This is a genomic window from Salegentibacter salinarum, from assembly GCF_900168115.1.
GTDB lineage: Bacteria > Bacteroidota > Bacteroidia > Flavobacteriales > Flavobacteriaceae > Salegentibacter > Salegentibacter salinarum.
Genome location: NZ_FUZC01000002.1, coordinates 20,237 through 32,995, shown reverse-complemented (window position 1 = coordinate 32,995; position 12,759 = coordinate 20,237). Strand labels below are relative to the sequence as shown.

Below are 12,759 nucleotides of genomic sequence, written 5' to 3'. Positions count from 1 at the left end.
GAAGTTCTCAGGAAATTCACATAAGATTAATATTTCCTTTTTCCTCCCACGATAGAAAACAATTAACTTTAAGGGAATCAATAAAATTTTATATTATGAGCTATTATTTTTCAAAAGTCCTTGACGATTCATTCGACGAGGCAATAGATAAAGTGACCAAAGAATTAAAAGAAGAAGGTTTTGGAATCCTAACGGAAATTGATGTAAAGGAAACCTTCAAGAAGAAACTTGATGTAGATTTTAGAAAATACAGAATTCTTGGAGCCTGTAATCCAAAAATGGCGCACCAGGCAATTTCGGCTGAAAGTAAAATTGGTACCATGCTACCGTGCAACCTGATTGTACAGGAAACTGAAGATGGGAAAACTGAAGTTTCTGCGGTAGATCCTGTAGCTTCGATGACTGCCATAGAAAACGACGAACTTGGAAGCATTGCACAAGAAGTTCGTTCTAAATTAAAAACTGTAATCGAGCGGCTTTCCTAGATTTGTTAAATTTCGAAATATTATTTTCAGGATGGCAATTACGTCATCCTGAATTTTTTTATACCCTCTTCTTGCTTCTTATATCTTCTATCTCCACTGCAAGCTTCATTTAGATTTTCTGAATCATTGATTTTCTCTTCCACCCTGTTTTTTAATCGGTTATGTAACAAAAGTAACTGTAGCAGGCAGAGATAAACGGTAATTTTGTCTTATTAAATGTATATTCTTTAATACAGATTAAAACGAATTTTAAAATAAAATTTTTTCAGGATGAAGGCAGAAGATTTAATTAAAAATAATAAAGGAACTATAGTAGATGTTAGAACAGTTCCAGAATTCCAGGGCGGAAGTGTTGCAAGGGCAATAAATATTCCATTAAACGAAATTCCATTAAGGCTTGATGAATTAAAAGAATTAGAATCACCATTAATTCTATGCTGTGCCTCTGGAAATAGAAGTGGGCAGGCCGCGAACTATCTTGGCAATAAGGGATATGATTGTGTAAATGGAGGATCCTGGCTAGACGTTAACTATTTAACCTCAAAAGAAACCGAATATGATAAATAAATTAAAAGAATTATTAGGCATAAAACCTCCACCCGATTATAGTCAATTAATCAAAGAAGGCGGAATAATAATAGATGTAAGAACTAAGGCTGAATATGCCGGTGGGCATATAAAAGGCTCGAAAAATATTCCTTTGCAAACGCTAAATGCAAACACCAATATTCTAAAGGATAAAAATAAACCGGTTATTACCTGTTGCGCTTCCGGGATGCGAAGTGCTTCAGCCAAGAGTATATTAAAATCCAGCGGATTTAACAATGTGTATAACGGCGGAAGTTGGGCTTCCCTACAGAGTAAAATATAATCCTTTTGATGTTAGAACGAATTCCACAGGTTGGACCTGGATAAGAGCTGCCTATTTATTTATAGCAATTTTCGTAATTGTACAAAGTGCATTTGAAGGAGAATGGATTGGAATTCTTCTTGGCGCCTGGCCTGCTGTTATGGGACTTTTCGGACTTGCTTGCCCAGAAAAAAATTGCGATGATGGAAATTGTAATGTATAGACCTGATTATTAAAGCCCCATATAGTATTTGAAAATTCACCAGCTACAAATTGAATACTATGGATTAGAAATAAAATTCTGCAGGTTCATCGCCAAAGGTATTGTCGAAAAAGTATAATTTTTCAATAAATGATTTTTCTTAGACAACCTATATTAGAAAAAACCTTATTATATTTTTTAGTAATTATTCGAGAAATGTGGCAAAAATCACTGTATTTCTAGAATTTTTACTAAAGATGAGTATAAGCAAATTTATAAAACCAGTTGAAGGGATGTCTGATAAATCCGAATCCTTGATACGTAATGATCTCTACTATGCTGTGAGTAATGGCGATGTTGTTTCATTACGGCATAAGTTTTATCTAATTATTCCGCCTAGATATTCTCATTCTGGCAAACTACCTATAGAGCTGTATTTAGATAAACTATTTGGTTTTCAAAATAGAAACTATTACCTCGGCCTATATTCTGCTGCAAAGTATTTTGGTACAAGCCACCAACAAATACAAAAGGAGTATATACTTCACGATAAATCCCCATTGCCTTCAGTCTCCAAAGGAGCTGTTAAACTTGACTTTTTTACCGTTTCCAACTGGCCAGAAAAAATATTTTAAATCGTAAGGGTGATAAAGAACTCTAGGGTTATTAGTTATTTCTTCTGGAAAATGATGATTAGGATGTTTAAAATCTGAATCAGAAAAGGTTAATTCTTAAATCATTGTAAATTTTAATTTGTAATTATCCAATGATAAAAAAAAATATAGACACTATAGTCTAACAACTGTCTAAAAAAGGCAAAATAGTTTTATAAAGTCTTGGATTCTTCGGCATACTAATTTTCTGTCGAAGAATAAAACTATTTCTCTGTGATACTTATAAAGGTTTCCATTATTTCTTTAGATTCCTTTATACTATCAATCCCTGGAATTAAAGTCTTTAAGCTTCCCAGGATGGAATTTAGGAAAGCTAAAAACTCTCGTAGCCATTTAACTACAGTATCATTTGTAAAGTCAATATATTCCTTCCAAACATCCTTCATTAAATCTCGCATTTTTTTCCATAAACCATCAAGAATTTTCGCCTTTAATATTAAACTTTCTCCAGAAAAACCAATTCTTCTTAAATTTTGCTCTGACCAGTTTTCTTTAGATTCATCTAGACTACTTAAAAATTCTTCAGTTGCTTCCTTAAGGCTCGCTTCATATAATATTCTGTCAATACCAAGTTCTGCCTTATATAAACAGACTTCGTAAAAGTTTGAATTATCAGGATCAGTAATACTTTTGATATTTGCTGGAAGCTCTTCTAAGAAATGTACCACATTGTCTACGTCAGAATCTTTATTGAATGGAAACCAAATTTCTGGTAAAGGCATTTTCCTAAATTTTATAAAATTTACTTTTTCAAATAATGAATTTTAATAAAATTTCTCAATACTGGATTATACCCATAAATAGTAATTAACCCAAAATTTTAATCGCAGTAAACTCAATAGGTACCATCCCGCTTTCCCCTTCTCTTTTTGATTGAATTATGGGTGCCCCCGGGTCAATTTTTAAATTGCTTTTAATTAGAGAAAATGAAAATTCGAAATGATTAAAATTGATTAATAATCTAATAGGTTTATGAAATGGGGTGTTTTTTCGGGGAATACAAAACATAAAAAAAAGCCTAACAAACTATTTATCAGTCTGTTAAGCTCTTTCTTATGTGCGGGCGGAGAGACTCGAACTCTCACACCGTAAGGCACTAGATCCTAAGTCTAGCGTGTCTACCAATTCCACCACGCCCGCATTTCAATATATTTGCTTGTTGTAAGCGGATGCAAATATACATAAATGTTTCAATTCACAAATAGTCTGGAAATATTTTTTTTACCTTTATCATAATAAATTAATCAACTATCTCGAAGCAAGCTTACGAGGCATTCATAGTCAACAATTGTTTAATTTTCGATAGGCATCGAAATATTTCAAATCTCACTTAGTGAATTAAAATTTCAAAGAATGAAAGACATCAAATCTTACGTTGAAGAAAATAAAGATCGTTTCTTAACTGAACTTATTGATTTACTGAAAATTCCGTCTATAAGCGCCGATTCTAACTACAAAGATTCCATGCTGCAAACCGCTGAAGCAATAAAGAAAAATTTGCTGGAAGCAGGCTGTGATGCTGCCGAAATTTGTGAAACTCCCGGTCATCCGGTGGTGTATGGCGAAAAAATAACAGACAAAAACCTACCCACGGTTTTGGTATACGGGCATTACGATGTACAACCGCCAGACCCTTTAGACCTTTGGAACTCCCCTCCTTTTGAACCCGTGATTAAAGAAACCGAAATTCATCCAGAAGGAGCAATTTTTGCGCGTGGCGCCTGTGACGATAAAGGTCAGATGTTTATGCACGTAAAAGCGCTGGAATATATGACCAAAAACAACGAGCTGCCCTGCAACGTGAAATTTATGATTGAAGGTGAAGAAGAAGTGGGTAGTGAACACCTGGGTTGGTTTATAGAAAAAAATAAAGAAAAACTGGCCAATGATGTGATCCTTATTTCCGACACGGGGATGATCGCCAAAGACACACCTTCTATCACTACCGGCCTGCGCGGACTCTCCTATATTGAAGTTGAAGTTACCGGCCCAAACCGTGACCTGCATTCAGGTCTCTATGGTGGTGCTGTGGCAAACCCCATCAACATTTTAAGTAAAATGATCGCTTCTTTAACCGATGAAAATAACCATATAACCATTCCCGGGTTTTACGATAAGGTTGAAGAATTAAGCAAGGAAGAACGCGCTAAAATGGCTGAAGCTCCTTATAGCGAAGAAGCTTATAAAAAGAAACTCGATATTAAAGATGTTTACGGGGAAGCGGGATTTTCAACGCTGGAGAGAGCCTCTATTCGTCCAACTTTAGATGTCAACGGAATTTGGGGCGGCTATATTGGTGAAGGCGCTAAAACGGTGCTTCCGGGTAAAGCTTATGCTAAAATTTCTATGCGACTGGTTCCTAACCAGGATTGGAGAGAAATTACCCAACTCTTCAAAAAACATTTTGAAAGTATTGCCCCAGATGCGGTTAAAGTTGAAGTGAAACCTCACCACGGCGGCCAGGCTTATGTGACTCCAATAGACAATATTGGCTACCGTGCAGCCAGCAAAGCTTATGAAGCTTCTTTCGGGAAAACGCCAATTCCCCAGCGAAGTGGGGGCAGTATACCTATTGTGACATTATTTGAAAAAGAACTTAAAAGCAAAATTATTTTAATGGGCTTTGGTTTTGATACCGATGCCATCCACTCCCCTAACGAACATTTTGGTATCTGGAATTACCTAAAAGGCATAGAAACCATTCCATGGTTTTATAAATATTTCACCGAAATGAAGCAGGAGTAGATTGATTTGAGGATTTACTTTTTTAATGAGTAAAATCATTCATGTGAGGTTGTCTGAAAATAAACGTCATCCTGTCCCGAAGCTTCGGGATTATTTCAGCATCTAGGTTCTAGATAAAAACATGTTAGATCCTGAAATGAGTTCAGGATGACGTCAATTTTCAACACACCTTTTTTCCGTAGAAAAATAGAAATAACGGGAAGTAAGTTTTAGTATATTTACAGGGATTGCTTTTAAATTCAATTTCTTCTATGGAAAAGAAAATTCTTATTCCTACTAATTTCACGAAACATGCCTGGAATACCCTGGTGTATGCCTTGAATCTTTACAAAAATATTCCCTGTACTTTTTATATTCTGAATGCTTACGAAGTTCCTGTAAGAATTTCATTAAAGCGGAATCACAGCGCTGAACTGGAAGCAGCGAAGGCTGAATCTGAAAATGGCCTGCAGAAAATTCTACAGGGTTTAAATTTCAGAAAAGAAAATCAGAAGCATAAGTTTGAAACTATTTCCCGAAATAAGGATCTGGTTGAAGCACTACAGGAAGCTGTAAACACGCATAATATAGACCTGATTTTAATGGTTTCCCGAGGCGAAAATGTTTCGATAAACGCAGCATTTGAAAACGAAATTTCTGAGGTGACCGAAAAAGTCCAGGACTGTCCTTTTTTAATTCTTCCAGAGAAAATGCAGGAATTACCGGCTTCCAAACGGGAAATTGTGTTTCCTACTAATTATAAGTTTCCCTTTAAAAATAAAGAAGTGGCGGCGCTTATAGATATGGCCCGAAATTTAAAAGCAAGCATTAGGATCTTATATATTGATAGCGATGGCAGGCCACTTAGCAAAGAACAGGAACAAAACAAGGAGGCGCTAAAAACTTATTTTTCAGATGTAGATTTCAGTTTTCATAAACTCACGCAGACTACAGAAACTACAGGGATTCATTTATTTATTGAAAGTAGGGACAGTAATTTCCTGGCGCTTTATAAACGTAAACAGGGTTTTTTCAGTAAACTCTTTTCGCAGCGGTTTAAGGAAGAAATCGATTTTAATCCGAAGGTACCTGTATTGATTTTAAAAGAACTGGAATAATAAACTACTTCGGGGTCAGTCCACGAAGCAATATTGAAAAATACAAGCTGATTTCGAAGCTATCCCCGTAGCATTTAAATCTCGATTATCGACTAAAATTTTTAAGATGAAAATTGAAGCTGCCACTGTTGAAGAATATATAGCTAAGGTTCCGGAAGATAAAAAACCGGCTATAATTGAACTTCGAAATGTTATTCTTAAAAATATTCCCGAAGGGTTTACCGAAACTCTAAACTACGGAATGATTGGTTATGTGATCCCTCACACAATTTATCCCGCTGGATACCACGCCAACCCAAAACTACCCCTACCTTTTATAAATATCGCGATGCAAAAGAATTTTATCGCGCTTTATCATATGGGTTTATATGCCGATCCTGAATTATTGCAATGGTTCAAAGAGGAATATGCCAAATTACCCCTTAATAAACTGGATATGGGGAAAAGTTGTATCAGGTTTAAAAATTCTGAAAAAATTCCTTTTCAATTAATTGGAGAATTGGTTTCAAAAATGAGCGTGCAGGAGTGGGTTGATTTATACGAATGTACACAACGATAATTCAGAAATAGGGATAATAAATTATTCCCTTTGCATCATTTCACAAAGAATTAAGTTTCCTTAAACACTGATTTTCAGCAATACTTCCTAATTTGAGTTTCAAACCACAACCAACCATTAAAGATGAGTTATCTGTTAATTCCTCTAGGGATATTTATTCTTGTAATTGCGCTCATAGATATTTTTAAAACTATTCTTTACATAAACGGTGGCGGAAGGCTGTCTTCCTTCACTGCCAGAAAAATATGGTGGGTATATTTTAAAATTGCCCGTGGCAAGGGAAAAGCCCCTATTCTCAATTTTGCCGGAGGTACAATTTTAATGGCCCTGGTTGCCATGTGGATCTTTTTAATTTGGGTGGGTTACAGTTTAATTTACCTTTCAGACCCTAATTCGGTTGTAGAAACCAGTACCGGTGAAAATGCCAATTTTATCGGAAACATTTATTACGTTGGTTACACCCTCACCTCCCTGGGAAACGGCGATCTTAGGGCGGGCTCAGACTTTTGGCGTATTATTTCTAATATTATGGGGATGAACAGTATGATCTTTATAAGTCTGGGAATTTCCTATTTACTGCCCGTGCTTCAGGCTGTTGTAGATAAAAGAACACTCGCTGTTTATATCTATCAACTAGGAAGATCTCCTAAAGAAATTATCAATAAAGGTTTTAACGGAGAAGATTTTTCGCCGCTCTATTCCCGCTTACAGAATTTGGAAACTATGCTTTTAAAACACGGGGAGCATCACCTTGCCTATCCTATTCTGCATTACTTTCATACTCATAAAAGATCTCATAATATAAGGTTGAACCTCGCTATATTAGATGAAGCTTTAAATATCCAGGAAGCTTATCATTTAGATAAATCGGCTAATGCATTTACCTGGCGCGTTTTGCGCGGGGCTATGGATAATCTGGCGGTAAGGCTTCATGAAAGTTATACGTCGCTGGCAGACGATCCGCCGGTTTTTGATTATTTTAATGATCTTCCCGATGAATTAAAGGCGAATTTTGAAGAAGATCCCGGAATTCCCAAAGATGAAGATTTCAATAAACGCCGCGGTAAATTGCTTGGTTATATTAAAAAAGACGGCTGGGAGTGGGAAGACGTGGTGGAAGAGAAATGATGATTTTTTAATTTGTTGTTTGTCGTTGGTGTCTGAGCCGTCAGTCGAGCGTTCGCGATGACGCAAAGTAGCTTTGTTTGCGCCGCCGATTAGACTACGTACCAAACCGCGTTTCCCACACCTTTTGCTTCCGTTTAAAAAAGTAACTGCCGATCATTCCTACTGCACCGGCCGATAATCCGACTAACATATAGAAAAATCCATAGGTATTGGGCAGGTCAAAGATAAGCGGTAGGCGAGTAAAAATCTCAGCAGCAAAAGCGCAGTAAAGCCCAATAACCGACCAGTACATCCAAGATAAGTGTACTATCCTTGGTTTTTTATAAACCTTTAAATACATAGGAAGCATTCCTAAAACCAGCGTTATTGTACTAACCACCGCAAAAACATGAAGAACCCCAAACGTGTGATGAACCCGGTAGATCATAAATGCGGTGATGCAAACAATAAGCATAGAAACTCCATAAATCCTTCCAGTAATTTTATGCTGAAAAGTTCCTTTAGCTTTTGCTAAAATCATACTTCCTGTGATTAAAGCAATTATAGCGGCAATAGTATGAATCCATCCGATAATATCGTGTGGCATTTTTCAGGTTTTGATACAAAACTGAAGCAGAAAATTTAGAAATGCCATTTTATAATTCTGAAACGTAGAAAAATACCGATGAATTGTAAAGATTAAGCCTTTTTTACATCACTTTGCACTGCAACTTTTTCCTCACTCCTGCCTGAATTTACTCTTTTAAAAGAACTCATTAACAACCAGTAAAAGATTAAAGAGAAAATAATATCGAAGAAAAATTCTCCGGCATCTTCACCCAGAAAATCATTGATAGTATACCAGAGATCCAGCGGAATTACAAACATAATTATTTTAAAAATCAGCCTCAAAACCAGGTAGAATATTATCAGGCGAAGAGCATTCACAAAGGCGAGCGAAAAATAGCGTTTTAGGAAGTCGCGGTTATCTCCATTTGAATTTACCTTAAATAACAAATAGGTACCCACGATGGTTATCAATAAATCTAAAATAATATAAGAAATTTCCCAGCCGGTATGCGAAAAATATTTTACCGGAACATTAGAGCTTAAAGTGAGCAGCACCAGTAAAACCAGTAAATATTGATAAGAAATTGCTTCGGTGATCTTATTTTGAATTAGTAGTCGTTCCAGTTTTTTGAGGTTAAACCAAATCATAGTTTTTCAGTTGAGTTTTTGTTGTTATTAGTGATGTGAGGATTTTAATCATTTGTTTGAATGCCTATCTTATTAGTATCATCTTCGGAACCTAGCCCCGATTGCTTATTACCATTGGTAGCCACCGGCATTTCTTTTACGTTGTACTGAATCTCCTTTATTTTCAATTTTAACCAGGTCCATGGACCACTCTCCAATTCCCAGCTTGCTTCGCATTCCACAGGTATTTTTATTCCATTCATTTCTTCGGTTTTGGTCGCAGTCACAGTCCATTTGGTAGGTTTGGTATCATTTGCATTCTGATAACGCATCGCTACAAACTTTTTAAAAACCCCTTGTTCTTCAAAATGAAATTCTCCTGAACCCTTTGTTCCTTTATATTCCATTGTTGCCCTGGCCGAATACTCGTTTATAGGCTCCCATTCTATATACGGACTCAAAGCAGCTGAGGGAAACCAAACGATTTCAGCCAAATATCGTTCCAAAGTTGCCTGGTCTACCTTTTCGTCATTTTTTGCATTTACAACCGGAATAAGTGAAAGAAGTTTTATTGTCATTTCGCCTTTGCCATCTTCAAATTTGTCTCTACCTACTACGCTCAACATGGAGTTCATTTTAGTATTAATATTCCAATTGAACGCTGGCGGCTGAATGGTAAAGTATTGTTCTGCCGTACCATTATTCCAGCTTGTTTGTTCGGGTTTCAGTTTGAGTTGCAGCTCCTGAACTAAATGAACATTAGAAATTAATGGTTTACCTATCATTCCGCTATTAGTCAACCATTTTTGAGCAATTTGCGGTAAATCCTGCAATGCCTCCTCGGTAACAATTTCCCGGGTTTTAAGTTGCGAATTTTCAAACAGCGCTATTCTTTCTCCTTTGATTAGATTCTTAAAGTTGAAATTTGAAAATGCAATCATTGCCGCTAATAATATAATCAGGTTTACTATAGTCCCATACCTTGCGTCAGACCAATAGTTGAAGATCAAAACCTGGGACAAAAGCACCGCCAAAAAACCGCTTACCCACCAATAATTAGAATGAACCAAAACTAAAATAACGGTAAGTGCAAAAAGCAGAAATGTTAAGAACCAAAATATTCCATAGGTTTTTGAAATTGGTTGGGAAATCGCACTAAATTCAGCTATGCCAAATCCCTTAAAAAATCCGAATAAATGGATGATTCCATGTATTCCAATCAATATGATTAAAGCTATTCGCATTATTATTTCTATTTATAGTCAGCGGTAAAATAAAGTTATTCCAAAAAAAAATCAGGAATATTAGTTCTTGATAAAACAATCAGCCTGTAGGGATGGCCGTTTGGATAGGTGTTGTTTAATTAATCTATCTATGTTAGATTTTTAACAATATAGGAAGAAGATTAAATATTGTAAAAATTCCCTGGAAAAATCTTTTAGCCAAGAAAAGTTTATTACTTAAAACAAATAATTATTAAATTAATGCTGAAAAAATTTATTGGAGATGAGTAGGAAAAAATCCCTTTCAAAAGACCGGGAAGAAGAAATTATTCAAATGCTAAAAACCCGTTTTGAGCAGCATAAAACTTATTTTAAGCAAGTGGAATGGCCTGAAATTGAAGAAAAATTAAAGGCAAATCCTAAGAAACTCCAGGTTCTAAACGAGATGAAAGAAACCGGCGGTGAGCCTAATTTGCTTAGCTACGACGCTAAAACCAATGAGTTCACTTTTTGTGATTTTTCGAAGGAAAGTCCGAAAGGCAGGCGAAGTTTATGTTACGATCGCGAAGCCCTGGAATCCAGAAAAAAATTTAAACCAAGAAACAACGCCCTGGATTTGGCGTCCGAAATAGGCATTGAAATTTTAGATGAAGAACAGTACCGGGAATTACAGCAATTAGGAGAATTTGACACTAAAACATCCAGTTGGCTCAAAACCCCAGAAGAAATCAGGGAACTCGGTGGAGCTATTTTTGGAGATTTTAGATTTGGCAGAGTTTTTATCTACCACAACGGCGCCGAATCGTACTACGGCGCGCGGGGTTTTAGAGGGTTTTTAAAGGTTTAGGTTTTTTAAACAGTCATCCTAACTTATTTCAGGATCTAAGATGCTTGATACTTATTTCATGTTAGAATCCCAAAGTTAATTCGGGATAAAGTCTGAAATACGCCGAGGCTTCGGGAAAGTGGAATGACGATCCACGAAACTTTCAAGCCGTGTCAGATCGAGCGCAGTCGAGACCTCTTTTAATTTTGACGAAACCTAACTAAATCAGGAATATTTCCATTATTTAGTATTTTTTCCTTTTAAACTTTCAGAAATAATTATAATTTGGCCGCATGAAAGATGTGAAATTTGCCATAACCGATATTGAGACCACAGGCGGCGGGATTAAGGGAAATAAGATCACCGAAATTTGTGTGCTGGTAGTACAAAACGGAGAAGTTATAGATGAGTACAGTTCTTTAGTTAATCCCGGGACCGAGATTCCACTATATATTGAAACCCTTACTAACATCACTGACAACATGGTGGCCGATGCGCCAAAATTCGCTGAAATAGCTCCTGAAATTGATAAAATCACCAAAGATTGTGTGTTTGTAGCCCACAATGTGAATTTCGATTATAATATTATTAAGGCTGAATTTAATAATTTGGAACTGTCGTTTCAACGAAAACGTCTATGTACGGTACGGCTCGCCAAGAGGCTAATTCCGGGGCTTTTTTCTTACAGCCTGGGAAATATTTGTACGTCTATTAATATTCCGCACGTAGACAGGCACAGGGCGCGCGGCGATTGCGAAGCCACGGTCACACTTTTTCAGCGTTGCCTGGACCTGGATCCCGAATATGAAGTTTTTAAAGCATTTTTGAACCAAAGAACGGCGGCTTCTTATCTTCCGCCCAATTTCAAAAATTCAGATTTCGAAAAATTACCCGCTTCAACGGGAGTCTATTTTTTTAAGGATAAAGATGGGATTCCGCTTTATATCGGGAAAGCTAAAAATATTAAAAGCAGGATAAAATCTCATTTTCAGGAAAAATCGAACCGAAAATATAAGCTGATGCAGGCCACGTACAGCATAGACTACGAACTTACCGGTAGTGAATTGCTGGCGCTTTTGCGGGAATCGGCTTTGATTCTAAAACATTTCCCTGAATTCAACAAGGCGCAGAAAAAAGTGAGTAGGCCTTATACCCTTACCTCCTACCATAATCAAAAAGGGATCGAACAGTTTGTGATTCATAAAAACAAAGTTTCACCGGTAAGCTGGATGAAATTTTACACCCGAGAAGAAGCTATAAAATTCCTGGAAAATATTTGCACAGAATTTGATTTATGCCCACGTTATTGCGGGTTGCAAACCGGTGTTTCGCATTGCAGCCATTATAAAATAGTCAACTGCAGCGGGATGTGTAAAGGAGAAATTAATAAAGAGGAATACAACCGACGAGTTTCTGAGGCGGTAGAGTATATTCAGCAATATGAAAACTCCTGCCTGCTGGTAGAAAAAGGAAGAACGAAAGCTGAAAAATCTTTTATCTACCTCAAGAAAGGCCGCTATGCCGGCTACGGATTCGTAGAAAATTCAGATGATTTTAATGGTCCCGGGCAGTTTGAAGATTACCTGGTGCCGCAAACAAATTCCAGTTATGCCGACAGAATTGTGAACCGATATTTAAATACAAAAAAGAATATTACCCGTTTAAACTTGAATACAGGCGAAGAAGTTGAAGAACGCGAGACCGAAGAATGGTTTGGGTAAATTAATTCGGGACTTTTTAAGTTGAAGCCTGGTATAAAACTTCCCGACAGGAGCGCGGCTGACAATTTTTTAA

At 36.6% G+C, this 12,759-nt stretch carries 15 protein-coding genes and 1 tRNA gene; 11 read left to right on the top strand and 5 right to left on the bottom strand.

Annotated features, from left to right (window positions below):
- The first annotated feature begins 95 nt into the window (after nt 1-95).
- The 5 genes from B5X53_RS02990 to B5X53_RS02970 all read left to right on the top strand — a co-directional run bounded on the left by B5X53_RS02990 (nt 96) and on the right by B5X53_RS02970 (nt 2,172).
- Entirely contained in the window at nt 96-485 is a 390-nt protein-coding gene (locus tag B5X53_RS02990) for a DUF302 domain-containing protein (RefSeq protein WP_079711762.1), read from the top strand.
- Nucleotides 486-755: 270 nt separating this feature from the next.
- Nucleotides 756-1,052 (top strand): rhodanese-like domain-containing protein, encoded by a 297-nt coding sequence (locus B5X53_RS02985; protein ID WP_079711761.1) that lies wholly within the window; start codon nt 756-758, stop codon nt 1,050-1,052.
- The gene (locus B5X53_RS02980; protein ID WP_079711760.1) at nt 1,042-1,356 is read left to right on the top strand and encodes a rhodanese-like domain-containing protein; all 315 of its coding nucleotides are present in this window, start codon (nt 1,042-1,044) and stop codon (nt 1,354-1,356) included. The genes B5X53_RS02985 and B5X53_RS02980 overlap by 11 nt, the downstream gene beginning before the upstream one ends.
- Nucleotides 1,310-1,558 carry a hypothetical protein gene (locus B5X53_RS02975; protein WP_079711759.1) on the top strand — a complete coding sequence of 83 codons (249 nt, stop codon included), beginning with the start codon at nt 1,310-1,312 and terminating at the stop codon, nt 1,556-1,558. The genes B5X53_RS02980 and B5X53_RS02975 overlap by 47 nt, the downstream gene beginning before the upstream one ends.
- 236 nt (nt 1,559-1,794) lie before the next feature.
- Complete coding sequence (locus B5X53_RS02970; RefSeq protein WP_101023048.1) at nt 1,795-2,172, top strand: type IV toxin-antitoxin system AbiEi family antitoxin; 378 nt, start codon at nt 1,795-1,797, stop codon at nt 2,170-2,172.
- 242 nt (nt 2,173-2,414) lie between these two features.
- On the opposite strand, the gene B5X53_RS02965 is transcribed toward B5X53_RS02970, so the two are convergent.
- Together B5X53_RS02965 and B5X53_RS02955 are read right to left on the bottom strand one after the other, a co-directional pair.
- Nucleotides 2,415-2,933 carry a hypothetical protein gene (locus B5X53_RS02965; protein ID WP_079711757.1) on the bottom strand — a complete coding sequence of 173 codons (519 nt, stop codon included), beginning with the start codon at nt 2,931-2,933 and terminating at the stop codon, nt 2,415-2,417.
- A 336-nt stretch (nt 2,934-3,269) separates the two neighbouring features.
- Nucleotides 3,270-3,351 (bottom strand) — tRNA-Leu (locus B5X53_RS02955).
- Nucleotides 3,352-3,564: 213 nt separating this feature from the next.
- On the opposite strand from B5X53_RS02955, the gene B5X53_RS02950 reads away from it, so the two are divergent.
- From B5X53_RS02950 to B5X53_RS02935, 4 genes are all read left to right on the top strand, one after another.
- On the top strand, nt 3,565-4,956 hold the full coding sequence (locus B5X53_RS02950) for a dipeptidase (RefSeq protein ID WP_079711755.1): 1,392 nt from the start codon (nt 3,565-3,567) through the stop codon (nt 4,954-4,956).
- Between the two features lie 251 nt (nt 4,957-5,207).
- A complete protein-coding gene (locus B5X53_RS02945; RefSeq protein ID WP_079711754.1) occupies nt 5,208-6,053 on the top strand; it encodes a universal stress protein in 846 nt (281 codons plus the stop codon).
- A gap of 106 nt (nt 6,054-6,159) precedes the next feature.
- Nucleotides 6,160-6,612, top strand: a complete 453-nt coding sequence (locus tag B5X53_RS02940; RefSeq protein WP_079711753.1) for a DUF1801 domain-containing protein — start codon at nt 6,160-6,162, stop codon at nt 6,610-6,612.
- Between the two features lie 123 nt (nt 6,613-6,735).
- A complete protein-coding gene (locus B5X53_RS02935) occupies nt 6,736-7,740 on the top strand; it encodes a potassium channel family protein (protein WP_079711752.1) in 1,005 nt (334 codons plus the stop codon).
- Between the two features lie 94 nt (nt 7,741-7,834).
- On the opposite strand, the gene B5X53_RS02930 is transcribed toward B5X53_RS02935, so the two are convergent.
- From B5X53_RS02930 to B5X53_RS02920, 3 genes are all read right to left on the bottom strand, one after another.
- Nucleotides 7,835-8,326 (bottom strand): DUF2306 domain-containing protein, encoded by a 492-nt coding sequence (locus B5X53_RS02930; protein ID WP_079711751.1) that lies wholly within the window; start codon nt 8,324-8,326, stop codon nt 7,835-7,837.
- A 92-nt stretch (nt 8,327-8,418) separates the two neighbouring features.
- Nucleotides 8,419-8,937, bottom strand: coding sequence for a hypothetical protein (locus B5X53_RS02925; protein WP_079711750.1), 519 nt, complete (start codon nt 8,935-8,937; stop codon nt 8,419-8,421).
- Nucleotides 8,938-8,981: 44 nt separating this feature from the next.
- Complete coding sequence (locus tag B5X53_RS02920; RefSeq protein WP_198550737.1) at nt 8,982-10,160, bottom strand: DUF6920 family protein; 1,179 nt, start codon at nt 10,158-10,160, stop codon at nt 8,982-8,984.
- Between the two features lie 262 nt (nt 10,161-10,422).
- Here B5X53_RS02920 and B5X53_RS02915 point away from each other — a divergent pair, with 262 nt between their 5' ends.
- Together B5X53_RS02915 and B5X53_RS02910 are read left to right on the top strand one after the other, a co-directional pair.
- Complete coding sequence (locus tag B5X53_RS02915; protein WP_079711749.1) at nt 10,423-10,986, top strand: DUF4256 domain-containing protein; 564 nt, start codon at nt 10,423-10,425, stop codon at nt 10,984-10,986.
- Nucleotides 10,987-11,258: 272 nt separating this feature from the next.
- A complete protein-coding gene (locus B5X53_RS02910; RefSeq protein WP_079711748.1) occupies nt 11,259-12,686 on the top strand; it encodes an exonuclease domain-containing protein in 1,428 nt (475 codons plus the stop codon).
- Nucleotides 12,687-12,759 lie beyond the last annotated feature (73 nt).